Here is a 25,844-nt window from a genome sequence, read left to right as displayed (position 1 = left end):
TATTTCTCCTAGTCTTATATTGATTATACCATAATGTTACAAAATTAATAGCCTAAAACAATTACAAAAGTAATGTTGTAATTATAATTACGTAATGTTGACAATTAAAATGACGGGTGGTATGATGACGGTGTAAAAAGAAATCGCTTACTATTTAGGAGGAACGATCATGAAAATGAAAAAAATGCTTTTTGGTATTGCTGCGGTAGTGGCAGTGACAGTTTTATTCACTGGTTGTAGCAATCAATCAAAAGAGAGCGGTTCTGGGGCAACGGATGGGAAGACAAAGATTACTTTTTGGGCTGCACCCAATCCAACACAATTGAAGTATTGGCAAGAAATGGCCGCAGACTTTGAGAAACAAAATGAAGACATTACAGTTGAAGTTTCTCAAATGAAGGAAAGTCCATCTTCTGAAGCAACAATCCAAAGTGCGATTGCTTCTAACACCGCACCAACATTATCTGAAAACATCAATCGTAGTTTTGCTGCCCAGTTGGCTGCTAGTCAGGCTATTTTACCATTAGAAAAACAAGATTCTTTCGATACGATCGTCAAAGCTCGTAATATGAGTCAAACCATCGATAGTTGGAAATTCTCTGATGGTAGTCAATACGTGCTACCTGTTTATTCCAATCCGATTTTGTTTGGCTGGCGATTAGATAGTTTGAAAGAATTAGGCTTTGATGAAGTGCCAAGAACCTATTCAGATTTATTGAAAGTCGTCGACAAAATCAAAGGAACGGACAAAGCACTTTGGGCGAAAAAAGACTTAGCAGATCCAACGGCTTGGATGCGTTGGTTTGATTTCTTCCCACTCTACAATGCGGCCAGTGAAGGTGCGAGCTTTGTCGAAAACAATCAATTCACAGCTAATGAAGCAGCCATGACAGATGTATTTGGTTTGATGCATACATTAGCGGATGCAAAAGTACTGCGCACCGGTGAAGCAACGGATCCCTTTGAAAACGGCGATAGTATTATGACCGATTTGGGTCCTTGGACGTTCCCTAACTGGGAAGAAAAATACCCAGAGCTGAAGTTTGGTGAAAACTACACGGTTACTACGCCTGTGGTACCTGATGCTTTAGCGGATGCAGAACAAGTATCCACCTATGCAGATGCTAAAGGAATCGTGATGTACGCCCAAGCAACAGAAGAAGAACAAGCGGCAGCGATGAAATTCTTGGAATTTGTTTATTCTGATGAAAACAACGACATGAAATTACTAGAAATGACTTCGCTTATTCCAGCGCGCGATGATGCAACAGAAAACGATGCTTTCAAAGCCTACTTTGAAGAAAATCCAGCGATGAAAGTCTACGCAGAGAATGTACCGTATGCGGTTCCAGCAATGGACAACGAGAAATACAATGACATTCAGCAAGTATTTGGCGAACAAGCATGGGTGCCAGTTGTTCGGGGTGAAAAAGATGCGAAAACAGCTGTGAGCGATGCGAAGACAGCTGTCGAAGGGGCGCTACAATAATGAGTAAGAACACAAAATTGGGCTGGTCATTTACCAGCCCCTATCTGATTTTTACATTGATTTTCTTTCTACTTCCTTTATTTTGGTCATTTTGGCTAGCATTAACGAGTTGGAATATGATTTCACCGACCGTTGAATTTGTTGGATTTCAGAATTTTATTGATGCGATAAAAAGTCCAGCGATCCAATCTGCATTCGTCGTTACATATAAATTTCTGATTATCTTTGTACCAATGGCGCTGGTTCTTTCGATGGTGATTGCGCTATTAGTCAACAGCCTGCCAAAGCTGAAGGGGTTATACATGGTGGCTTTCTTCTTGCCTTACCTGTCAAGCGGGGTTGTCACTTCTTTGATCGTCAAAGGATTGCTTTCCTACAACGGTCCCTTTAATACCTTCTTGCGAACGAGACTAGGCTGGGATATTGATTGGCTAGGTAATCCCCATGCAGCCATCATCATCGTTTCTCTGATGATCGCTTGGAAGATGTCTGGCTACTATGCGCTGATCCTAATTTCGGGCTTAGGGAATATCAACAAAGAAGTGTATGAAGCAGCGGCAATCGATGGTGCGAGTCCTTGGACAAGGTTTTGGAAAATCACCTTTCCCATGTTGTACCCAGCATTCTTTACGGTTACAGTTCTGGCGGTGGGGATCAGCTTTGGTATCTTCACAGAGGTCTACCAGTTGACAGGAGGCGGACCAAACTTTGCGACCAATACATGGCAAATGGAAATCTACAATCAAGCCTTTGTTAATTTGAAATCCGGCTACGCGTCTGCAGTTGCACTAATGGCTTCTGTCGTTACTTTTGCATCTATCGGCGTTATTCGGAAGTTACTAGAAAAGTGGGGTGAAAAAAATGGTTGGCAATAAACGAACGAAGGGAAAGAACAGTGTCCTATATCTAGTAACCACCCTGGTGATGCTCCTCATGACGTTTCCTTTTGTCTATCTTGTTTTGCACTCGTTTGCTGCTTGGGATCAAGTCGATCGAAAAATTATCCCGACCACTTTTAGCTTACGTTCTTGGACGTGGCTGTTTGGCGGTTCGGCCACTTCAGCAGATGTTCCTTGGATCGGTGCATTCGTGAATACCACGATCGTGGCTACGATCGCAACGTTTTTAATGATGGTCTTTGCATTGATGGTAGGGTATGCGCTTGCCAAAATCGAATTTAAAGGGAAGAAATTCGTGAATCATTTTATTCTCTTTCAAATGTTTTTCCCAGCGATCATTTTGCTGATCCCCCAATTTCTAATGGTGACCAAAGTGGGATTATTGGATTCTTATGCTGGAATGATCATTCCGACTGCAATTAGTTTATGGGCGATTTTTATGTATACCAACTTTTTCAAAGCCATTCCCGATGCGTTGATCGAGGCTGCAAAGTTGGATGGGGCAACGGAAATGCAAGTGTTATTCAAAGTGGTATTGCCAATGTCTAAGTCGATCACAACGGTGATTTTTCTTTTCCTATTCACGGATCGTTGGACGAACCTGCTTTGGGATATGATCGTTTCAAAGAGTGACGCCACTGTTACGCTAAATGTCTTGATTTCGCAAATGTTTGGGCCTTATGGGACATATCCGGGACCAATGTATGCAGCCTCTGTGTTGCTCACGTTACCATTGATCCTTTTGTTTTTGATTTTTTCAAAACGATTCCAAGATGGAATGCAATTTACACTGAAGTAAGGAGACCAACGAATGTGGTGGGAAAATGCTGTATTTTATGAAATTTATATTGCCTCATTTGCAGATAGTGACGGAGATGGAATAGGCGATATCAATGGGATTCGTGAAAAATTGCCCTATTTAAAAGAATCCGGTATGGATGCCCTCTGGCTAACACCATTTTATCCTTCGCCTAAAGTTGACAATGGATATGATGTCTCCGATTATTGTGGGGTTGATCCTCAGTATGGTACTTTAGCCGCTTTTGATCTCCTTGTGGAAGAAGCCCATCAGCTAGAAATGAGAATTATCATTGATGTCGTAGTTAATCATACTTCTACCGAACATCCTTGGTTCATCGAATCAGCCAGTGGCAAAGAACATCCAAAGCGGGACTGGTATATATGGCAAGATCAACCAAACAACTGGGAAAGTTTTTTTTGTGGTTCTGCTTGGAAGTATGACGCGGCTACGGATCAATATTATTACCATAGCTTTGCCGAAGAGCAAGCAGACTTGAACTGGCAGAATCAAGAAGTGAGACAAGCCGTTTTTGATGTCTTGCAATTTTGGCTAGACAGAGGTGTCGATGGGTTCCGTTTTGATGTCATCAATAATTTGACGGTCAGTGATCAATTTATTGATAATCCAGTGGGAAAAGATGGGAAACAAGATCATCGCAATGATGTGAATCAACCGGGGATCAAACGTGTGTTAAAGGAATTAAATCAGTGGATCAAAGCAGTCGATCCATCAATTTTTACAGTGGCTGAAATTAGCTCGGATCAACTCTCATTGATCAACAGTTATACAGAAGATGGATTGTTCGATACCGCATTTCATTTTAATTTGGGCAGCATGGAAGCATTGGATCTTGAGAAACTAGCTAGGGATTTTAAAGAAATGAGTCAACAAAAGAAAATGCCTACGCTGTTCTTTAACAGCCATGATATGAGCCGTTCATGGCAGCGGCTTGCAAATGAAAACCGCGACATCTATCGCTTATTGACCGTGTTTCTGTTGATCAATCGTGGCATTCCCTTTTTATTTCAGGGAGAAGAACAAGGTGTCGGTGACTATTTGCCTCAGCAGCTAGCTGATATCAGGGATATTCAAGCAAAAAATAAATACCAAGAAGAACTGATTTTAAGAGGAAAGTCACACGCTTTAATAATGGCCAACCAAGTGAATCGTGACCGCTCGAGGGGCATGCTTCCTTGGCTATCAAATCAGCAAAGCGGTTGGATCGGATTGGCAGCGGTGAACCAGGAGGCGAAGGGGATTTTGGCAGATTATCAAAAACTGATTCGGTTGCGAAAAACAGAAGGACCTTTTACAGCCATCCGCAACATTGAGTTAACAGGAGATTGCTTGAGTTATCAAACGGAAAGCCTACAAATTATTTTAAATTTTGGACAGCCGATCAAGCACTCGTTAGAAGGAAATCGAAAGACCATTTTTGGAAATGGCATGTTAAGTGAAGATGGTCACTGGGTTCATCTGCCGGCAAAGGCATGTTGGATTGGAAAGGAGCAGCTATGATTTATATCAAGCAATTATTGCAGGAGTATCGAAATGAGAAAGCCAAAGTAGTCAAAAAAGCCGCAATTTTGCGATTTAGCGGTATGGGTGATCAAGATGTTTATAATATCACTGCCCCTTTTGAATTGGCGGGGAAAGAAGTGATTGCAGGTCGCATTGAATCAAGAGACAGTGAAGTTTCCACTGTCAGTTTATTTGAAGAGGTTGAATCAAACAGGTGGACACTAATCGCTGATAGTATCGAACTTTCTTTACAGGATCCTTTTTATACTCGAATTGACGGACAAGTCATCCTTGGGGGGGTTGAAGTTGTTTTTCTAGAAGATGGCACAGCGAATTGGCGTACGGTTTTTTATCACTTGGCGACTCTTTCCGAAGCAAAGAAAATCTTTGAGGGGCCGTGGGGGATGAAAGACTTGCGCTTGAAACAATTATCTTCTGGAGAAATCCTAGTGCTGACACGACCGCAAGGAACTAAAGGTGGCCGAGGCAAGATAGGTGCAACGATCGTTCATACTCTTAGTGATTTGACCATTGAAACAATTACAGAAGCCCCGTTACTGTCTGACCAGTTCTGTGAAAGCGAATGGGGTGGCGGCAATGAGATCCATGAGATTGATGGCGACATTTGGGTCTTAGGCCATATCGCGAATTTCGATGATCAAGGAAATCGTCATTATTATGCGATGGTTTTCTGTCTGGAACGAAATCAATTTGCTATGACACAGGCAAAAATTATTGCAGAAAGAAACGATTTCCAACAAGGACCAATGAAACGCCCAGATTTAGAAGATGTCGTCTTTAGCGGTGGTATTCATATATATAAAGATCATATTGTACTATATGCCGGCATCAGTGATGCAGGCGCGCAGAAAATCAAACTAGAAAATCCATTTAGATAGAGGTTAAGCAGATGAAAATAGAACGTTTTAATGAAAATCCATTGATCACTCCCGCAGATGTGAAACCATTACATGAAGGGTATGAAGTGATTGGCGCCTTTAATGGTGGAGTAGCAAAATACAACGATGAAGTCTTACTTTTATTACGTGTGGCAGAGCGCCCAATCTCTGACGACCTTAACGTTATTAAAGCGCCTGTATTTGATCCAAGAACACAAACGATGGAAGTATTAACATTCCACCGAGATGATCCAGATTATGATTTTGACGATCCGAGAATGATCCGCAAAAAAGACAAGTTGGATAGTTTTGTCTATCTGACATCTCTTTCTTATATTCGAATTGCCCGCAGTAAAGATGGGCATCATTTTACGATTGATGAGGAGGCATTCTTGTATCCTTTCAATGAATATCAATCATATGGCATCGAAGACGCGCGATGCACACAGATTGGCGATATTTACTATATCAACTTTAGTTCTGTCTCACCAATGGGTGTTTGTGATTCATTAGTAGCTACCAAGGATTTTCAATCCTATCAAGATTTAGGGAATATCTTTGCACCAGAGAACAAAGATGTGCTGATTTTTCCAGAACAAATCAATGGGCGTTATTACGCTTTACACCGTCCTTCTCTGAAAAGTATTGGCAACTATGACATTTGGATTGCTTCTTCGCCAGATTTAGTTAGCTGGGGGCAGCACCGACATTTACTAGGGATTCGTGAAGATTGTTGGGATAGTGGGCGTGTAGGTGGCGGGCTAGTTCCTATTAAAACCGACGAAGGCTGGCTGATTATTTATCATGGTGCGACTCCCGAACATCGCTATTGTATGGGCGCAGCCTTAGTAGACTTGCAAGACCCAACAAGAGTCCTTGCTAGAAGCCAAAAACCAATCATGGAACCAGAAGCTGATTATGAGAAGAATGGGTTCTTCGGCGATGTCGTCTTTGGCTGTGGTGGTATTCTAGTTGCTGATCAATTGACGATGTATTATGGCGTAGCAGATACTTCAATGGCTGGCTGCACCTTGTCGATTGCAGAGATTCTCAAACAATTAAAAGAGGAAACAAAATGAATTGGCAACGAAAATATCAAGAATGGTTAGATTATCCATCTTTGGAAGCAAACTTGAAAGATCAGCTGCTCGCTCTGTCTGATCCTGCTGTGATAGAAGAACACTTTTATGACTATTTGGCTTTTGGGACAGGGGGGATGCGGGGAGAGCTAGGTGTTGGCATCAACCGAATCAATGACTACACCATTAAGCGGGCAGCACTTGGATTAGCTCGCTATGTTCAAAAAGCGCATGCTGAACAACAGGGGGTAGTGATTTCTTTTGATAATCGACATGGTTCTAAACGATTTGCGGAATGGACCGCTCGCGTATTAGCCAGTCAGGGGATTCGGGTCTATTTATCTGATCAATTACGTCCGACCCCGCAATTGTCTTTTCTAGTTCGGTATTATAAAGCCTTTGCAGGTGTCATGATCACTGCGAGTCATAATCCTAAGCAATACAATGGATTTAAAGTGTATGCTTCGGACGGCGGTCAAATTACACTAGGAACTGCCGAAGAATTGATGGGAATATTAGCAAGTATTCAAAATGAATTAATGATCGAAGCGGATTTATTGTCAACTTATGTCGAGCAACAGTTGATTGATATTTTTGGGAAAGAAGTAGATGCGTTGTATTTAGATCAATTGATTCAGGTGGCCCAAAATCCTGAAAGGATCCGCCATTTTGGATCACAGCTTTCAATGGTTTATACCCCACTTCATGGTACTGGAAATGTATTGATACAAAAGGCCTTTCAACGCTTGGGATTTACGAATCTTCGGACAGTGAAAGAGCAAGAACTGCCTGATCCTGATTTTACAACTGTCTCTTCTCCTAATCCAGAAGACCAACAGGCGTTTACTCTAGCATTGAAAGAGGCTCAAACACAGCCAACACAGCTAATTCTAGCCACAGATCCAGACGCGGACCGCTTGGGTGCTGTTGTACGTAAGGACGGACAGCCAGTCTTTCTAAATGGCAATCAAATAGGGGTGTTATTGCTTGATTATTTGGTTCGAGTAAAACAAGCAGCAAATTCATTTATCGCAAAAACGATTGTAACATCTGATTTAGGGGCAAAAATTGCCGAAGCTTATGGCATTGAAGTTAGAAACACGTTAACAGGATTTAAATTTATTGGGGAACAAATCCAATTATCAGAAGAAACAAAAGATAAAACCTTTCTTTTTGGCTATGAAGAAAGTTTTGGGTACCTGGTAGCCCCATTTGTCAGGGATAAAGACGCGATTCAAGCAGCTGTATTATTAGTTGAGACCGCACTGGACTGTTTCCTTTCCGGAATTGATTTAGTTGATCGCTTGAATGAAATCTATGACCGTTATGGTTATTACGAGGAACAATTAGAAACCCAAGTTTTTCCTGGCAAAGATGGATTGTCGCAAATGAATCAGCAGCTAGATCGTTTAAGATCCCTGTCATTTTCTCATTTGGGGGATTTTGTCTTAATGGTCAAAGAAGATTTCCTGACTTCTGAACGGTGGGTTGCCGGTCAATCAATCGAAAGAATTACATTGCCATCATCCAATGTCCTAAAATATACATTTACTGATGGTTCGTGGGTCTGTCTGAGACCTTCAGGTACAGAACCAAAGTTTAAAATTTATTATTCTGTCAATGCGTCAAATCAACCATCCGCTACACAGAAGATGCAGCAGTTGCGAACAGCTTTTCATCAGCTGTTAAAATTTGAATAAAAGACTTCCAAAAAAGTGTCCTCCAAAAATTGGGAGGCACTTTTTTTCAGAAGATTTATAATAATGAGAATTTTTTGCTCCACGGTTCATGAACGACTAGCGTTCGCCATTGCAATCAGTTGATTTTCCGATGCTAAAGGTGCGCTGATAGAAATAATTTGATCAAATTTATGAAGGTTTTCTTCCAGTGGATGATGACTGATCATCACAACCGTCAACTCGTTGTCTTCCAAAAGGAGATTCTCAATGAGCAACGTATTCTTTTTATCTAATGAAGAGGTTCCTTCATCAAAGAGGATGACTGATTTTTTTTGAATAAAGGCTCTGGCTAAACCAATGCGCTGTTTTTGTCCACCGGAAAGATTGGTACCGTTGTTTTCAACTACTTTGTCAATATCATCTACAAAATCTGCCGCGGCTTTATTCAATGCTTCGGCTATTTCTGTGTTTGCGTAGTTGTTCCAAAGAGCGACATTTTCTTTATAAGAAGTGTTGAACAAATAATTGTCTTGGTCGATATATTGAATAAAAGAGTGGCTATCCATATCCATCAACTGATGACCATCCACCTTTATTTCGCCTGAATAGCCTTCCAAATCACCAATCAAGATTTTTAATAAAGTACTTTTTCCGCTGCCACTATCACCCGTGAGGAGATATTTCCCCCCTTTTTTATGTCTAAATTGAAATTTTCTAGGATCGGAAGATTTGCGTCATAGCCGAAAGATAAATTTTCGATTCGTATACAATCAGTGAATTCGTTGTAGGTTTTTTTCGTGGCGCGAACGATTGGCTTATCAACAAAAAATGTTTCTATGACGGGCTCTATGGATCTTAGTTCCATGGCCGATTGACCTACCAACGATACAGAGTTAAAGATGTTTGCTGCTAAATTGCCACTGGAACTAATAGCTCCAATCGTCGTTTGTCCGATAATTGCCAGAAAGCCTGTCACAATATCTACGACTACTTGACTCAATAAACTAGAAAAAGCAATGAGGTTCATAATCTTGTGATTTGTTTTTGCAATGGCATCCTTATTCTCAGGAAGGTCTTGAGAGTATTCGGTAATCTTTTTTGGAATTTCTGCCAGCCTATTATTGTAACGGAAAACGTTGTAACCTTTTAAGATATTGGCAATCCTTTTTGTATAAGAGGAATTACTAGTAGATAACTTTTGTCCAAGCGCCACAAGAACTGTCCCGAATTTATTAGGGATATAAAGGATCAATCCCGTTAAACCAAGGACCAAAACGACCAGCCAAAGGTTAAAAAGGGCCAATGCAACAATTGAGAACAAAATCAACCATCCGTTAGAAAAAAGACGATATAAACTCATCACGCCCTGCGTTTCGATTTGTGTGATATCATTTGTCAGCTTGGACACATAGCCATCAGCCGTGATTTTATTGAAGTCTGCTAATGGGACTGTCTTGATAGAGTCAGCTTCACGTTTTCGCAATGAAAGACTGATTTTTTGTAGTTCTTTCTCCTGATAAACTGAAAATAAATAGTTTGAGCAGACATAAATCAGCCAAAGAATGAGAATCACTAGGTCCCAAAAAAGAAATTGGCTGATATTTCTGGCAAAGATAGCATTCGTGGCAAAAGCCAGTAGATAACTTGGCAGAACGCGTAAAAAGGATAAGAGGCCTGACAGCAACAAAATTTTAAGAATATTGCTTTTATAATGTTTATAGAGTGTTTTCACTGATGATCCTCCAATCTCTGTCGGATACAATCCACTAAGAATAAGACGCCGATTTCCCCTGTGAGAAATCTCGCTTCTATTCTTGAATTGGTGCAGTCCGGGTATCGATTCTTTCCTTTGAAATTGACCTTGTAGGATAGTAGATTCGTTAATAGAGAGTTGTAATCGTTTCTTTTGAGATTATTTGTCAGAACTTTCAAATAGGCGATACCACTAATACCGTATCCAAAGCTGACATTTGAAGAAACCAGTGGCAGTTCTTTTATTTGCTCAAAGGTTTCATTTTTCATGGCTTCTGTCCCTAATCCACTTCGCAAAACATACCATTTTGCCAGTAGCAGACCGGCTTTACCATTTGCCAAATAAGGTGATTTATTCGCATTTCTTTTACTGATTTGCGGGAAATGTGTCTTGCCAAATTTTTCTGTATAGTTCAGCCAATCAGTAAGACTCTGGAGTATTCTTTCCTCACGAAAAAAACGATAAGCTTCCACCAATGAACAGACGATCATTGCTGCACCATCAAGAAGCCCCTCTCCCTCAACCCCATCAAATTCTGAAATAAAGCTGCCATCTTGATTCTGAGAACCGATTAATTTTTGTATCCAGAGGTGAATCATAGGTTTCAATCGATTGATCGTTTCTGCTGGACTCATAACCAAAACAAGAATAATCAAGTGAGCATAATCAACCGAACCGGTTTTATTTACATGTCCTATTTTTTCAAAAGAGAAATCTATGTTATTTGTAAAAGTTATTTTTTGATTGTCCATTAAATAACTGAGATAAGCCAAAATGAATAGTTCTTTTTCGTTTGCTAAGTCTGTTAAATCAACCGAACTGCTTTTTGAGTCGATCAAATGAACTGCATTCTTATCCACGTTGGAAAGATCATCAGCTAATAGATTTTCTTTTATTTCGTTATACGCTAATGAGACGGCTTCAAGTGGGTGGGTGCACATAAGATGGAGCTGGATTTCAAGGTTCGTCGAATGAGGTCTCAATAGTAAATTGCTGATCAGTGAATAATAACGAGGGTCTAGCTGATAATGACAAGCAAAAAGATAAAATGTCTCCAGTGCTGCTTGCTGATCCAATTGCGCCAGTTGGTTTGTTCCGATGAAAAGGTTAATAATCAGGAGCCCTAAGGAAACATAATCTCGCTTCATTCTGTCGATTGAATGATCCCCATTATCAAAACCAGGAGTCTTTACGATGTAATCGTATTGTTCAAAAGCAAATTTTCCACCTTCAAAATCTATGATTACTGGCTGTCCGTCTCGTAACATAATATTAGTATTGGAAATGTCATGAATCGTGATTCCAAATTTATGAATCGCTACTATCATTTTCATTAACTCGATGATTATCTTTTGAGCATCCTGGCGATAGCTGCCAGTAAGATCGTCGAAATACACTTCTTCAACTACTCGATCTGAGAACTCAGAGAGGGTGGGTCCTTCAATAAATTCGACTACCGTAAAATAATGCTCCCACTCGTAAAAACTGTCATAAACCTTTGGGTAATACTGCGGAAAAAGGTTAAAGAAGGCTATTTCTTTCTTGCGCATGTCAATACAATCACCTGATGAAGAGGATTCGATATAGGGGCGCGCTTCTTTAATAATCACCTTTCGATTGCCGATAGTATCCGTTCCTAAATATACATCGCCGGTATTGGAGTAATGAACAGCTGTTTCTACTTTGTATCTATTATTCAGCAATGCAGATGGGTTCTCTTGTTGTGAACTATCATGAAAAGGATCTTGTACAAAAGGCGGCTGAGAATAATAAGGCAACCGTTTGTCTTCGATAATAGAGCCATCGGGACAAATTAATTGCTTTCTTTCTGTCTCTGATTCATTTTCGTCCGCTCGACAACGTCCATACCTGTAGTAGAGGACTTTACAATCTTTATATCTCTTGTCTGAAAGAACGTAAGGTCCCTGAAAATCATTTAATCGGGTATATAACTTTTCGCACATCACAATAAACTTCTCTAAAGTTGAGGGATAGATTGTGATGAACTTTCCTGAATAGGCTCTAGGGGTACTTTTAGAAAGGTTGTTTGTAAACTGATCAAGATTCTTCAAAAATTTCATATCTACATCATTTTCGATACAGCATGAGATACATTCGCTCAGTATCAAAAAATAATTAGTATAAGTAGCAGAAACATGAATTTTCCATCCTTGCTTGGGAACGTTCTGGTTAATGTTTAAATAAGTAAATGCTTGATCTGTATATGTATTTTTTAGATCAGGATAGATGAAGTGGAATGTATTGATGAAATCCATTGATTCCCTCTTTTCTTGACGTATTGATTTCATTTTTTTGAAAAACTGGCTTTATTCCCCTTTTGCTCGACAAGGATCAAACCTAAGCAAGGGGGACTTTGACATCTCTTTGTATCTAATTAAAAAAGAATAGAATGACCAAGGGGGGAGTATTCTATTCTTTTTTAATCGCATTTATTTTGTTGCTGGTACTTTTAGTGAGATTTGACATTTAAACGTAAAGATTGAATTTGGAGAAACGGCAGAATCTTCTTTAAATGCTTGTAAGCTTAGTACTGTATTCATCTGAACACCACCTTTCCACTTGTTACCGTTACTATATCATCGGTAAATGTTCCCCCGTATTTAAAAATGTGTAGTATACTATACGTGAAAAGGAGTGGTCAGATGAAGGCGTATGGCCCATTGATCAAAAAAATCAGAATGTCGAAACACTACACTCAAAAAGAAGTTTATTCAGGTGTAGCTTCCCGCAGCTTTTATGCGAAATTTGAAGCAGGAGAGTATGCGATCGAAGCATTTAAATTCAAGCGTATCTTAGAAAATATGAATATGAGTGAACCAGAATTTTTCTTCCTTTATGATAAGGAGAATCCTGCAACTAAACGAATCACGATTAGAGACGTCATTGCTATTTACTATGACTTCAATCTGCATTCTGTCGATAAGTTATTAGTGATCTATAGGGACAATAAAGCGTCAGAGATAAGCTCAGATCGGTTGATCAGCTCTGCAGCATATGCTTTGGCTTGGTCACTAAAACCGACCATCGATCACTGGCCTTTAGTGACTTTAAGAGAATATTTCACACGTCTTGAGAGTTTTTCAATGATGGAACTGGAATTGTTCATTACAACTTTTTTTATCTTTTTTGATGAGGAAGAACGAATTGAGCCATTACTCTCAAAAGCGATTGCTGCCGCAATCACTTGGTGGTCACTTTACCCAGAGTTGATTGATCGACTAATCGGCGCATTGTATGTCAATATGATTCAATTCTTGATTACAAATAATGAGTTAGAGAAGGCATCACTCTTAGATGAAAAATTGACGGAATCGCTTACTGATTCTACCTTCTCTCTGACCACGCAGCTCTACTTTGCTTTTTTTAAAGCCTTTCTAGCAGAAGATCGCGCAGAAGTAACGAATATCTTAAACTTGCTCAGAAAGAATGATCGACAAACTTATACCATTCTTAGTAAGATCATCCAGTCGACAGCTTTTAGAAAAATTCTCGATATATCTTCGTAAGCAGGCTGCTTAAAGGAGGGGGTAGTGAGCAAAAAGACATTGACCGCTACCTAACTGTTTTCGTTTCTGACTCGGGGAGTAGTGGCTGCCGGTCTGTTTCCACTCGTGCTAGTTGATTGAAGGATCAACTGGCTTTTTTTGTTTGCCCTGCTGAATCATTCGTGAGAGTAAAAGTCTGAGACGTAACTATGCTTTTCCAGCGCCTGGTTGGAGATTATTTTCTAAAAGGATCAAAGCGATTAGCGAAAAGAGCTATCGAACGAGCAGCAATATGGATCACGTGTGTTCGAATCGCTGTTTTGATTCACTGTTGAAGGTAGGGGAACAAGACGCAACCTTTCTTTTTTTACATCAAACATGTCGCCTCATTTTCTAAGTGGTAGGCGATAATTAAAGGTGCAGAAAAAGCAGAGGAGGCATTGAGAGGTGTTGAGTATCTCGTTGGAACAAAGCAGAACAATTTTATGTATTTTAGTAAGAAACCAGAGGCTGTTTTTTCAGACAAAAATTTAAATAGATTATTTCAGGAGGCGAGTTAGATGAAGCGCTATGACATTAACCGAGATTGGGCAAATTCAGGAGTGATTGAGGCTGGGAATTTAGTCTTTGTTGGCTATTGTGTCGGAAATATCGGACAATCGGTCGAACAACAAATAATCGGTGCTTTCGATCACTTGGAAGAACGGTTGAAACTAGCGGGACTTATGTTAGCAGACGTGGTCCAAATGGACGCTCTTTTCAAAGATATCTTTGATATTCCGATAATGGAAAAAATCATCAAAGAAAAATTTAATGGACAATACCCTGTCAGAAAGTCTATTCAGACTTCTTTTGCGCACCGTGGTGAGGTAGGCATCTTGTTTCAAGTGGATGCCATCGCATTTAAAGGAAAGGACTTTGAATAATAAAAGAGCTGAATTAGTCATTCAATTCTAAGATATTCAACTCAAGAAGGGGATTTGCTTCTAGAGTGCTTCCCCAGATCAAAAACAAACGGATTCCTCGGTAAACAACGGACGTTGATTTAACCGGGGATTTTTTAATAGAATCTGATGAAAATTTCGTGAATTTTTTTACAATAACAATGCAAAATCAAAAACGATGGTGTTATAATCGTTGATGGAAATGTGAAGGAAATCACTATTGTTTTATATCAGAAAATCTATTGGAAAAGTAGGGATCAAAGAGTTATGCACACACCAGAAGAAATTATGGACATTAGTATTCATCTAGGCACCAAAAAAGTACAAAAACCGATCATTGCGAAACTTATTTTAGGATTTATCGGAGGGGCTATGATCTCTCTTGGCTATTTAGCCTATGTTAGAGTCTCTGCCTCTATTCCAGAATCACTTTCAAGTCTCACCAGTCTAGTTGGAGCAGCGGTTTTTCCAATCGGATTGATCGTCATCCTGCTTGGGGGCGGTGAATTGATCACAGGGAATATGATGGCGGTAGCGATTGCTTTTATGGATAAGAAAGTCACGTTTCTGCAACTAGTGAAAAACTGGCTGATCATTACCTTAGCTAATATGGTCGGTGCGATCTTTGTGGCGTATTTTTTTGGTCACTTTGTTGGATTGACAAGTTCAGGAGTTTATTTAGACCAAATCATTCACCTTGCTGATCATAAAATAGCTGCGTCTTGGTTACAAGCAATTGGTTCTGGTATCGGCTGTAACTGGTTCGTCGGTTTAGCATTATGGTTGTCTTATGGTGCGAAAGATGCGGCTGGGAAAGTATTGACGATATGGTTTCCAGTCATGATTTTTGTTGCCATCGGGTTTCAGCATAGTGTGGCAAATTGTTTTGTCATTCCAGCAGCGATCTTCGAAGGCCACGGCACATGGTTGGAATTCTTTGCGAATTTTATTCCTGTCTATATTGGGAATATCATCGGAGGTGCGCTATTTGTATCCGGCTTTTACTATGCCAGCTACAAACATCATTAAGAAGTTTTCGAATAACAACACAATCCTATTCGTTCGTTGATAATGAGCTTTTTATATGGAAACTTGGTTCATTGTAAAAATAAAATTACTAAAGAACATCGAAGCGCGTTTTGAACAGCTTCGATGTTTTTTTTGTGACAAAGTTGTTTAGTAATAAAAACAGAAAGTATGAGGCATTGGACAGGCCATGAAATAACAAATAAATGAAAGCGATTCTCTGTGAGATTTAATTTCGTCTTTAAAAGAAATTTTTCCGTGGTATACTCTTTTTTAACATTTGTTATTTCGAGGGCAAAGAAAGAGGTGTAGAAATGAATGTTGAAGTAGAAGTGACTACATGGAGCCGAGAATTAGCGAATCGTGCTACTAAAGAAGCGGTTGAATCGGGACTGTTTACAACAGCCGATATTGAAGCTCAACTCTCCTTTAGTCGAACACAAGCGAGTCGATTGGCCAATCGTTTTGTTGATCAAGGCATTTTTTTTAAAATCAATACACGGCCCGTCTTGTTTGGCAATCGAGGGGGTTATCAAGAAAAGTTCGCTATCGAAGTATCTGAAGTCCTGAATTCAGTAAAAGAGTTAAGCGACAAAATCGAGAAAGTACCTATCAATCGTGTATTTGAAAAAGTGATCGGTTACGATAAAAGTTTGGCTGAACCCATTGAACAATTGAAGACAGCTGTATTTTATCCAAATAATGGTCTTCCTGTTATGGTGATGGGGGATACAGGCATCGGAAAAAGTTATTTCGTGCAAATCATGTATGAATATATGGTCAAAGCAGAAGTTCTATCAGAAACAGCCCCATTTAAAGTATTAAATTGTGCACAATATTATAATAATCCAGAGCTCTTGTCAGGATTATTGTTTGGTTACTCCAAAGGAGCCTTCACTGGTGCCTACGAAAAGAAGCGCGGGTTATTAGAAGATGCGAATGGTGGTCTACTATTTCTAGATGAAGTCCATCGGTTGAATGCGGAAGGACAGGAGAAACTTTTTACTTTCATGGATAAAGGGACCTTTTCTCGGATCGGTGAATCAACCGAGCGAAAAGCAACTGTCCGATTGGCCTTCGCGACAACTGAGAAAACCACCGCTTTTTTACAGACGTTTTTGCGTCGAATTCCTATTACTATCTATTTACCTAATCTGAGCGAACGCAGTATTTTAGAAAAAAAAGAAATTATCGAGAAGCTCTTTCAAGTTGAAAGCAAACGGCTTGAAAAGAAAATAGTGGTCAGCTCGCAGGTAATGAATATTTTTCTTCATACCATTTATTCAGGAAATATTGGTGAAATTGAAAATGCCATTAAGTATGTTTGCGGCAGTGCGATTTCTCAAAATGTTACTTCAGATGAAGTCCATGTTTCCATCAAGGATCTGCCCGCACAAATGTATACGCTTCCTCGAAATAAAATCGTTAGCCAGTTTTCTGAGTCAACTAATTACGTTTTCGATGGGGAAAAACAATCTCTTTCCGAAAATGATGGCCGGCAAGACCTTTATGCGTTTATTCATCGATTAAATCAAATTTATTCGTTGAGAAAAAATGATGAGGATGCGGAGATGCGTACGTTGATCGATCAACAAGTGGCTGGCTTTATGGATCGGTTAGTCTTTACGGATTCAAAGCAAAAACCAGTTGCTTTGGAAGAGTTTGTGCATCAAACGATGCAAGAATTATTTCGGGAAATCGAATATCAGGCGTTCTTTCATTATGATGGAAGCTTCGTTCTATTTGTGTCTCACTACATTTACAAGTATATTTTGAGAACGTCTTTCGTTTCTCAGCCTTCTGAATTTTTACTGGAAGCCTACATTGAGCAGCATTATGGGAAAGAACGGCAAACGCTAAAGAAAATTTTTCCTGAAATTGAGCGACGTTTAGATATTCAGTTCGATTCATTAGACATTAATCTCTTCTCATTATTCTTTTCGACACTACGTTATACAAGAAAGAGCAAAGACATTGATGGATTGATCATTGCTCATGGTTTCGCAACCGCTAGCAGTATCGCCAATGTGTGTAATCGCATGCTAGGAGAGTCAATATTTACCAGCTTTGATATGCCAATCGAGGCCTCCATTCATGACATCTCTACAAAGGTAGAAGAGTATGTACGAGAAAACGGAACAGTCAAAGGACTGGTAATCCTAATTGATATGGGGTCGTTGAATATGATCTATGATTTATTGAAAAAGACCGTAGCAGTTCCAATTTTGTGTATGGATCAGCTAGGGACTTTGATGGCACTAGAGATTGGCAATATGATGCTTCAAGGCACTCCTTTAACCGAGATTGCGGAACGGATGAAGGAATCGATCTCACCGAACATTCAACTGTTCGAACCGGAAAAGGCTCAAAAAAAAGCGATAATCACCACTTGCTTTACTGGGATAGGTACAGCGATTCAGATTCAAAAAATGTTGTCGGAATGTTTGGAAGGATTGCTTGAGGTAGCGTTTTTCCCTATGGAATATAGTGAATTGGTTACCAACGGGATACCCGCTAGTATTTCTCAACACTATAATTTATTAGGCATTATTGGAACCGACGATCCTCTGATTCCAGAGGCCGAGTTTGTTTATTTAGAAACCATTATCTCTGGTGGGAACGCGCAAAAAATGTCAGAGATCTTTGGCGTTGATTTGGATGAAAATGGCATGAAGATTGTGAATGATCGGATGGTAAAAAATTTTTCCCTCATTCGAGTCCTCGATTCGTTAACTATTTTAGATACTCAAAAAATCATGTCGATCATAGAAGAATTAATTGTCACACTGGAAGAACGATTAGCACTGAAGCTAACGAATCCACGAAAAATCGGTCTTTATGTTCATATCTCCTGCATGGTAGAGCGTTTGATACGGCAAGTAGAAATTACCGAATTTGCAGATCTTGAACAATTTGTATTTATTCATCAACGTGAAATCAGAGTGATCAAAGATGCGGTCAGTGTGCTGGAAACAATCTATAGTGTGCAGATTCCATTGCCAGAAATTTGCTATATCCATAATATCCTTTTTCTTGACTGATAGATGAGGACTTTTCGAAGCGTGTCACTAGTTGGCACGCTTTTTGCATTATAAAAAAGTGTAGTGAGGAGGAAAAGAGATGAAATATTTAGTAGCAACCCACGGCACATTTTCTAAAGGGATTATTGATAGTTTGAAATTGATTGCTGGTGAAGATATCGAGATCGATTGTTTTTCAATGACCAAAGAAAAATCGAGTGATGATGCGGAAGCAGAGATGACTGCTTACTTAGAGCAGAATCAAGATCAGACGTTGATCGTCCTAACAGATGTCTTTGGGGGAAGTGTGGCAAATCTATTTACCAATCATTTATTAAACGGATATGAATTCCAGTTAATCACCGGTGTCAATTTACCTATGTTACTTTCTCTCATACTCTCAGAGGAAACAGCTGAGCTATCTGTTGAGGATTGGGTACTTAGGGGAATAGAAGAAGGGAAGAAAGGAATTTTACACATTAATCAACTAATCAAACAGCAAGGAGGACAAAACAATGACGATATCTTTAGTGAGGATTGATGATCGGTTGATCCACGGCCAAGTAGCTTTTGGCTGGACGACGGCCTTAGGGATCAATACGATTTTAGTGGTAAATGACGATGCCAAAAATGATCAAATGAAATCTATGGCTTTAAATCTGGCGAAACCTTCCAATGTTGTTCTATACATTCGAGGAGTAGCGGAATCCGGAGAAATCGTTCAAAAATTTGCATCATCAAAAAAGAGTAATGTCTTGGTTTTAGTTAAGACGACCGAGGATGCTCGCCGATTGGTCGAAGCTTCAGGTGGGGTAATTACCACATTAAATGTTGGGGGTTTGCGTTATGGCGAGGGGAAAAAGAAATTAACGGATCTAGTGGCAGTGGACGAAAAGGATATCGCTAACTTAAAAATGATTAAGGATGCCGGTGTCCAAGTAGAATTTCGGATGCTGCCTAGAGATAAAAAGAAATTGTTGACGGACTTTGACATTTAGAAGAAGGAGGGTTACACGATGGTTGCTCAAGCAATAATGTTAGGGTTAATTGCTGGAATCGGTATCTTGGATGGCAGAATATTTGGTCAGATGATGTTTGATCGTCCGCTTGTTACCGGTTTATTGGTGGGGTTGGTTTTAGGCGATGTAAAGAATGGAATTATCATTGGGGCGCAACTTGAATTGATCTGGATGGGGATCGCCGGTATTGGGGCTTCTACACCGCCAGATGTGGTGACAGGAGGGATTTTAGGAACAGCATTTGCGATTTTGTCTAATAGCGGTGTTGAAGTAGCTTTAGCATTAGCTGTGCCGATCGCAGTTTTAGCGCAATCTTTAGGCGTATTGGTTCGGATCATCAATGCTTATTTTACCCACAAAGCAGATAGCTATGCGAAAGAAGCAAATTACAAAGGATTAGCCTTTTGTATGTGGATTCCAGTTGGTTTGTTCTTTTTAAGTACATTTCTACCAACCTTCTTAGCTATTTTATTAGGTGCGGATAAGGTAACGGGAATGATCGAAGCTGTTCCAAATGTCATATTAGATGGGTTATCTGTAGCTGGAAATCTGCTTCCTGCCATCGGATTTGCTTTGTTGCTGGACATGCTTTTTTCAAAGAAAATGGCGCCCTTCTTTTTCTTGGGCTTTTTAGCAGCTGCCTACGGAGGACTAAATATTACTGCGATTGCTTTAATCGGTGCTTGTATCGCAGTGATCTTGCACTTCTATATTGAACAGAAGAAAGAGTCTATCCCCAGTGTCCCAGATAACTTGACGGAAGGAGAGATCGATTTTGAATAAGATTGAGAAGAAGCAGCTAAAAAGTGTATTCTGGCGGTCCTTTGCTCTTCAAGGTGCGTTTAACTACGAACGGATGCAAAATGTCGGTTACATGTATGCCATGTTGCCAGTCATCAAAAAGCTCTATAGAAATAAAGAAGATCAAGCAGCAGCAATCACACGCCACTTGGAAATTTTCAACACGACACCAGCGGTAGTACCAACGATCATGGGTATCAGCGCAGCGATGGAAGAAGAAAATGCGAACAATCCGGCTTTTGATGTCCAATCAATCAACGCTGTCAAAGCATCACTGATGGGGCCTTTAGCTGGGATCGGTGATTCGATCTTCTGGGGAACTGTTCGGATCATTGCTGCCGGTATTGGTGTATCGATCGCAAAAGATGGCAATCTTTTTGGTCCATTGCTGTTTTTAGTTTTGTATAATTTGCCAAATATATTGGTTCGGATCTTTGGATTGAAACTGGGGTATCAAGTAGGGGTCAATTCGTTGGACCGTATCCAAAAAGAGGGCTTGATGGATAAAATTATGGCAGTAGCAACGATCGTTGGATTATGTGTTGTTGGAGGTATGGTGGCGACGATGCTGAATATCACGACTCCATTAAAGTGGAATATCAGCGGAGCAGAAATCGTGGTTCAAGATATACTGGATCAGATATTACCAAAGATGCTGCCGCTAGCCTTCACCTTTGGCATTTATAAGCTGCTAAAAAAAGCGAGCATTACTAAGATTACGATCGGCATTATTATTTTTGGGATCGCTGTTCATTTGATTGGCATTCTATAATATTGGAGGAGAAAAAATGGCATCAATTCAAGAGTATTTACAAGAGACACCAAGTAAATTGTTAGAAATTATCGAAAAAGGAGACCGTCTTTTTTCAAGTATCAAAAAAGAAAAAATCACTCGGATTTTTTTGACAGGGTCTGGAACGAGCTATCATTCCGCGTTGCAAATGGCTCCGCAAATGCAAAAACTATTACAACTTGAAGTAAGAGCGGTCTATCCTTTCACGATCACTGAAGAGACTTTTTTAAGTGATAATGAACAGACATTAGTTGTCGGAATCTCTCAAGGAGGTAGCTCTTTTTCCACCTACAACGCTATGAAACTAGCGAAAAGCAAAGGTTGTATCACTGCTTCCATGGCAGGAGAAGAACAAGCATTTATTGATGAAATGGCTGATTTTGTTCTGACTGTCCATTGTGGACCTGAGAAAGCAGGGGCAAAAACAAAGGGCTTTTATTGTACAAAACTGAATCTATTATTACTTGCTCTCTATCTGGGACTTGAGCAAGGAACGATTTCTGAAGAGACATTTGAACAACAGATCCAAGGGGTGAAAACTGCTGCTGGACAGTTCCAAGCTGTTTATGAGACTTCATTAAAATGGATTTCTGCAAATCAGGAACGATTAGTCACTGCAAAAGAAATCCGTGTGACTGGTCCGGCAGCTATTTATGGAGATGTTTTAGAAAGTGCCCTGAAGTTGTTAGAGACGATGCGTTGTCCGGTGAGTGGATATGAATTTGAAGAGTTTATTCATGGCATCTATAATGCGATCAATGAAGATTCGATGGTCTTTATTTTAGACAACGGCGATGAGCCAAGGTCTGAGAAAATGAAAGAAGTTTTGTCCGAATGGTCGGATACTATTTTTCTGATTACGACTTATGAGTCAGACGCAGCAGATCTGGTCTTACCTGTGACCACCGATCCAGAGTTTATGACGTTCAATTTCATTGTCTTATTGCAATTGATCTGTGGAGAAATTCCTCATTTGCGAGGTGTCGATCCTTCCACACCAAAAGATCCGCAATTTCATATGAAATTAGGCAGCAAAAAATTCAATCGTTGATCTGTAATAATGATTTATAATACGGGACTATGACATAAGTCATCATCCAACAAGTTAAACCGAATAATAGTCTGTTGCTAGGATAGATCCCTCTGACTTTTGCGACGAGGAGTCCCTGCACCGCAGGAGCAATAATCATTAATGTTCGGCTAGTGTTACTTGTAGGAGACTTATGGCACAGTCCCTTTTTTTTGCTTCAAGTAGACTAGAAAATCTGACAATATTTTTCCCTTAGCTAACTCGTTGACAATGACAGGTGATCAACTGGGCGCACAACTTAGGATAACGCAAGATAACGCGTAGGAAAAGAAATATAAGTGATAGTTAGCAGCTAGGCTATCCTTCCTCTTTAAATCGCTCTTCCAGTTTTGCTTTATGATGACCCATAATGTCTTCGAGAGCAATATCGTATTTATCTGCGAGAATCAATACGTTGTCAAAGACATCGCCAAGTTCTTCCATCAAATTCTCTCGATAGTAGGCTTGATCTTTTGCAGACTCATCAGGTCGATCTCGCCCAATTTCAACGCCGCGAATGGCCCGGGATAGTTCTCCTACTTCTTCCGTAAGAAATCCAACACGAATAAAAGGATCATATTGATACCAGTTCCGTTTTTTATAAAAGTCGATCACCCATGAGTTGTATTCATTGATTTTCATATTGAGCCCTCCTTATTTCTCGACTATAATAACATGAAGTGCAATCAGATCGAAAGGGGATCATTTGAGAATGAATGTCGCAGTCTATTGTGGAGCAAGTATCGGAAGTTCAGAAGAATACAAGCAAATCACCAAAGAATTAGGTAGATGGCTAGGTGAAAATCAGTATAACCTTGTCTATGGAGGCGGTAATGCGGGATTGATGGGAATAATTGCCGAAACCGCTATTGAAGAAAATTGTGAAGTAACAGGCATCATACCAGAATTCTTGGTGGCACGAGAATTAGCAAAAGAGAATCTTACGTCACTGATCGTTGTCTCGAATATGCATGAAAGAAAACAAAAAATGATCGAGCTGGCTGACTTATATGTGGCATTGCCAGGAGGACCGGGAACCATTGAGGAAATTACAGAAGTCATCTCTTGGGGCAGGATCGGGCAACATGCCAACCCATGTGTGCTGATCAATTTCAACGGCTTTTTTGATCCATTGAAACAACAATACCAGGCAATGGTAACAGAAGGGTTCTTGACCCAAGAAGACTTCGACAAAATTCTTTTCGCCGAATCACTTGCCGAAATCAACGCATTTGTCACTGATTTTGTGCCTCCTGCGATTAGGGTGTATAAATAGAAGTATACTTGATCAAAAATAGAAGAATCGATTCGATCAATAATGGTTCTGTATTGAACAAGCCAACAGCTTTGTAACGAGGCTTTTGGCTTGTTTTTGTATATTAGTTATCTTTTTTAGAATGCGAATGGAGTAGTTGAATGAGGCTAACAGCTGAAATGATGCAGGATCAGCAGTGTTCAGAAAAATATCGATCGATCCCGGTTATGTAAACCGAATCGTTTGCTCGTAGAAGGAAATGGTTATTCTTTTGAATCAGATTATTCTTGCATCATTTATCGGAAAAAGTTGCCATTTTAAGTAAAGGGCTTACATTGTATAGTTTATGTGAAGGCGGGAGGAAATTATGCGACAAGAAAAAATTGTTGAATACTTATATGCAAAGAAGCAAGCAATTGCTCCCAAGGCATTGGCCGCTGAATTTCAGATTTCTGAGCGGACCTTGGCTAATGATATCAAGTGGTTAAGAGATATCGGACGAACAGAAGGATTTTCAATAGAGCGGATTCGTTCGGCAGGCTATCAACTGGAAATTTCTGATAAAAAAAAGTTTCTAAGATTTTTATCTCATGCAAAACGTCAAGAAAAGATCGATAACGGGAACCCGAACGAACGAATTAAGAATATCGAACTTCTCCTGCTGTTTCATGAAGAATACATTACGATGCAGCAGATTTCAGAATGGTTAGAGGTAAGTCTTTCAACAGTTAAAGCAGATATCAAACAAGTCGAATTGTTTTGCAAGGACTACGGATTAACTTTATTCAGCAAAGCACATTATGGTTTGAAGATTGTCGGGACTGAAGAGAAGAAAAGACAAGCAATTCTTTATTTGATTCGCAACATTATCCATACACCCGTCCTGACGGAACGATATAAAGCTTTTCACTTCGTCTTTGATGAAGAGGCGCTACGTTCCTGTTTATCAGAAAAGTTGCAACAGCATCAACTTAAAGCGAGCGATATTGTTTTTGAGAATATCATACAGCATATTCGATTGCTTGTTTTTCGAATCACACAAAATAACACTTTAACGAATGACGAACGAACCGTAAGGACAGCAACCGATAAGTATGACCTTTTAACAAAAGATTTGGTCTCCTATTTGGAAACGGCTTATCCCATTACTTTTTCTACTATGGAAAAAAATTATTTGCATGAGCAACTGAGAGGAAAATTTTCGGTCCTTGATGATCGAACCAGTAATCAGCAATTGAAACAAGCAATTGAAAAAACACTAGAGCTTGTCGATTTACGTTACCATACACAGTTTAGAACAGATCAAGAATTAGGTAATGCCCTGTTGATGCATGTCGCTCCATTACTTCAAAGACTGTATACCGGACATCAACTAGATAATCCGATCATTGATGACATTTATACGCAATATGCCAATGTATTCAACGTTGCGATGGTGTTCATCAGTGAATTAAACAAGGACTTGGACGCAGATATCAGCAAAGATGAGATAGGCTACGTTGCTATCTATTTCGCAGCTAGTCTTGAGAAGCAGGCGAATCAGTTAATCGATGATTATAAAAAAATAGCTGTCATTTGTTCTACGGGTGGCGGTGCTTCTTATTTATTGAAAGTTAATTTAGAGCGGCTTTTCAGCAATGCTGAAGTCACCACATTTGCTTTGAACGAAGTTGATCAGATTGATAAAAGTTTTGACTTACTGATTTCCACTGTTCCTCTGGATCAGGAACAGTTTGCTATCCCTATCATCTACACAAAAACGATTTTAAATCGGGCAGAAATCAATAAAATCGAAAAAGATTTAAGCCTATTGCGGGAATCGGAAAATAAAGTATTTGATGTACACCAGTTTATTCTCAGTTTATTTGATCCTCAGTGGTTTCAAATTGATACGGAATCAGAAGATTATTTGCAACTACTAGAAAGCGAAGCGGCTCGTTTAGAAGATGGGTGGGCCGAGCAGGGATTTAAGCACAGTGTTCTTGAGAGAGAAAAAATGATCGATACCATCTATCAAAATGGTATCGCAGGACCCCATCCTATGGAGCAGGCAGCGATCAGGGAAGTCATCGATGTCATTTTGTTAAGAAAATCAATTTGGTACAGTAAAAAAGAAATCAAGGTTATTTTCTTGATCAATATCAAGAAAGATCATTTAAATCTGCATAAAGAAATCAGTCGATTGATGATCAAAATGATGGAAGACCAAGCGTTAGACAATCAACTAGCCAAAATCACGAATTTTCAAGACTTTAAGTCTTATATACAAAGTTTAATGAAAGAAGGATGA

At 39.6% G+C, this 25,844-nt stretch carries 21 protein-coding genes and 1 pseudogene; 18 read left to right on the top strand and 4 right to left on the bottom strand.

The annotated features are described in order from the left end of the window. Positions 1-169: 169 nt before the first annotated feature. From EGX73_RS02325 to EGX73_RS02295, 7 genes are read left to right on the top strand one after another with little or no spacing between them, the layout of a single operon-like run. Complete coding sequence (locus EGX73_RS02325) at positions 170-1,489, top strand: ABC transporter substrate-binding protein (RefSeq protein ID WP_005470407.1); 1,320 nt, start codon at positions 170-172, stop codon at positions 1,487-1,489. After that, positions 1,489-2,364 carry a carbohydrate ABC transporter permease gene (locus EGX73_RS02320; RefSeq protein ID WP_003125478.1) on the top strand — a complete coding sequence of 292 codons (876 nt, stop codon included), beginning with the start codon at positions 1,489-1,491 and terminating at the stop codon, positions 2,362-2,364. The genes EGX73_RS02325 and EGX73_RS02320 overlap by 1 nt, the downstream gene beginning before the upstream one ends. Positions 2,365-2,422: 58 nt before the next feature. After that, positions 2,423-3,187, top strand: coding sequence for a carbohydrate ABC transporter permease (locus EGX73_RS02315; RefSeq protein WP_021150439.1), 765 nt, complete (start codon positions 2,423-2,425; stop codon positions 3,185-3,187). Between the two features lie 12 nt (positions 3,188-3,199). After that, positions 3,200-4,708, top strand: coding sequence for an alpha-amylase family glycosyl hydrolase (locus tag EGX73_RS02310; protein WP_041118676.1), 1,509 nt, complete (start codon positions 3,200-3,202; stop codon positions 4,706-4,708). Beyond that, the gene (locus tag EGX73_RS02305; protein WP_123866702.1) at positions 4,705-5,610 is read left to right on the top strand and encodes a DUF1861 family protein; all 906 of its coding nucleotides are present in this window, start codon (positions 4,705-4,707) and stop codon (positions 5,608-5,610) included. The genes EGX73_RS02310 and EGX73_RS02305 overlap by 4 nt, the downstream gene beginning before the upstream one ends. A gap of 11 nt (positions 5,611-5,621) precedes the next feature. Further along, the gene (locus tag EGX73_RS02300; protein WP_005470413.1) at positions 5,622-6,689 is read left to right on the top strand and encodes a glycoside hydrolase family 130 protein; all 1,068 of its coding nucleotides are present in this window, start codon (positions 5,622-5,624) and stop codon (positions 6,687-6,689) included. Beyond that, positions 6,686-8,389: a phospho-sugar mutase gene (locus EGX73_RS02295; RefSeq protein ID WP_123866701.1), complete on the top strand. Its 1,704-nt coding sequence runs from the start codon at positions 6,686-6,688 to the stop codon at positions 8,387-8,389. Before EGX73_RS02300 ends, EGX73_RS02295 begins: the two co-directional genes overlap by 4 nt. Positions 8,390-8,475: 86 nt before the next feature. On the opposite strand, the pseudogene EGX73_RS16110 reads toward EGX73_RS02295, so the two are convergent. The 3 genes and pseudogenes from EGX73_RS16110 to EGX73_RS02285 form a co-directional block, all read right to left on the bottom strand. Continuing rightward, positions 8,476-9,015 (bottom strand): annotated as a pseudogene (locus EGX73_RS16110) (ATP-binding cassette domain-containing protein); the annotation flags it as partial. Then, the gene (locus EGX73_RS02290; protein WP_253764182.1) at positions 9,003-10,100 is read right to left on the bottom strand and encodes an ABC transporter transmembrane domain-containing protein; all 1,098 of its coding nucleotides are present in this window, start codon (positions 10,098-10,100) and stop codon (positions 9,003-9,005) included. The gene EGX73_RS02290 and the pseudogene EGX73_RS16110, both read right to left, overlap by 13 nt. Next, complete coding sequence (locus EGX73_RS02285) at positions 10,097-12,085, bottom strand: hypothetical protein (protein WP_253764181.1); 1,989 nt, start codon at positions 12,083-12,085, stop codon at positions 10,097-10,099. The genes EGX73_RS02290 and EGX73_RS02285 overlap by 4 nt, the downstream gene beginning before the upstream one ends. A gap of 699 nt (positions 12,086-12,784) precedes the next feature. Here EGX73_RS02285 and EGX73_RS02280 point away from each other — a divergent pair. From EGX73_RS02280 to EGX73_RS02240, 9 genes are all read left to right on the top strand, one after another. Beyond that, positions 12,785-13,648: a helix-turn-helix transcriptional regulator gene (locus tag EGX73_RS02280; RefSeq protein WP_034703999.1), complete on the top strand. Its 864-nt coding sequence runs from the start codon at positions 12,785-12,787 to the stop codon at positions 13,646-13,648. A 539-nt stretch (positions 13,649-14,187) separates the two neighbouring features. Continuing rightward, the gene (locus tag EGX73_RS02275; protein ID WP_123866699.1) at positions 14,188-14,553 is read left to right on the top strand and encodes a RidA family protein; all 366 of its coding nucleotides are present in this window, start codon (positions 14,188-14,190) and stop codon (positions 14,551-14,553) included. A gap of 285 nt (positions 14,554-14,838) precedes the next feature. Further along, positions 14,839-15,600: a formate/nitrite transporter family protein gene (locus EGX73_RS02270; RefSeq protein ID WP_005470423.1), complete on the top strand. Its 762-nt coding sequence runs from the start codon at positions 14,839-14,841 to the stop codon at positions 15,598-15,600. A 311-nt stretch (positions 15,601-15,911) separates the two neighbouring features. Further along, a complete protein-coding gene (locus tag EGX73_RS02265) occupies positions 15,912-18,638 on the top strand; it encodes a sigma 54-interacting transcriptional regulator (RefSeq protein WP_003125493.1) in 2,727 nt (908 codons plus the stop codon). 79 nt (positions 18,639-18,717) lie between these two features. After that, a complete protein-coding gene (locus EGX73_RS02260; protein WP_003125495.1) occupies positions 18,718-19,158 on the top strand; it encodes a PTS sugar transporter subunit IIA in 441 nt (146 codons plus the stop codon). Next, positions 19,133-19,615 carry a PTS sugar transporter subunit IIB gene (locus tag EGX73_RS02255; RefSeq protein WP_003125497.1) on the top strand — a complete coding sequence of 161 codons (483 nt, stop codon included), beginning with the start codon at positions 19,133-19,135 and terminating at the stop codon, positions 19,613-19,615. The genes EGX73_RS02260 and EGX73_RS02255 overlap by 26 nt, the downstream gene beginning before the upstream one ends. 18 nt (positions 19,616-19,633) lie before the next feature. Beyond that, positions 19,634-20,419: a PTS sugar transporter subunit IIC gene (locus EGX73_RS02250; RefSeq protein WP_003125499.1), complete on the top strand. Its 786-nt coding sequence runs from the start codon at positions 19,634-19,636 to the stop codon at positions 20,417-20,419. After that, the gene (locus EGX73_RS02245; protein ID WP_003125501.1) at positions 20,412-21,209 is read left to right on the top strand and encodes a PTS system mannose/fructose/sorbose family transporter subunit IID; all 798 of its coding nucleotides are present in this window, start codon (positions 20,412-20,414) and stop codon (positions 21,207-21,209) included. The genes EGX73_RS02250 and EGX73_RS02245 overlap by 8 nt, the downstream gene beginning before the upstream one ends. Before the next feature lie 16 nt (positions 21,210-21,225). Then, entirely contained in the window at positions 21,226-22,281 is a 1,056-nt protein-coding gene (locus EGX73_RS02240; protein WP_003125502.1) for an SIS domain-containing protein, read from the top strand. A gap of 336 nt (positions 22,282-22,617) precedes the next feature. On the opposite strand, the gene EGX73_RS02235 is transcribed toward EGX73_RS02240, so the two are convergent. Continuing rightward, on the bottom strand, positions 22,618-22,941 hold the full coding sequence (locus tag EGX73_RS02235; protein WP_003125503.1) for a MazG nucleotide pyrophosphohydrolase domain-containing protein: 324 nt from the start codon (positions 22,939-22,941) through the stop codon (positions 22,618-22,620). A 70-nt stretch (positions 22,942-23,011) separates the two neighbouring features. On the opposite strand from EGX73_RS02235, the gene EGX73_RS02230 reads away from it, so the two are divergent. After that, entirely contained in the window at positions 23,012-23,575 is a 564-nt protein-coding gene (locus tag EGX73_RS02230; protein ID WP_003125504.1) for a TIGR00730 family Rossman fold protein, read from the top strand. 346 nt (positions 23,576-23,921) lie between these two features. Beyond that, on the top strand, positions 23,922-25,844 hold the full coding sequence (locus EGX73_RS02225) for a BglG family transcription antiterminator (protein ID WP_123866698.1): 1,923 nt from the start codon (positions 23,922-23,924) through the stop codon (positions 25,842-25,844).

It is taken from the genome of Enterococcus sp. FDAARGOS_553 (genome assembly GCF_003812305.1).
GTDB lineage: Bacteria > Bacillota > Bacilli > Lactobacillales > Enterococcaceae > Enterococcus_D > Enterococcus_D gallinarum.
The sequence above is the reverse complement of the archived record's forward strand: the minus strand, read 5'-3'. Positions and strand labels throughout refer to the sequence as shown.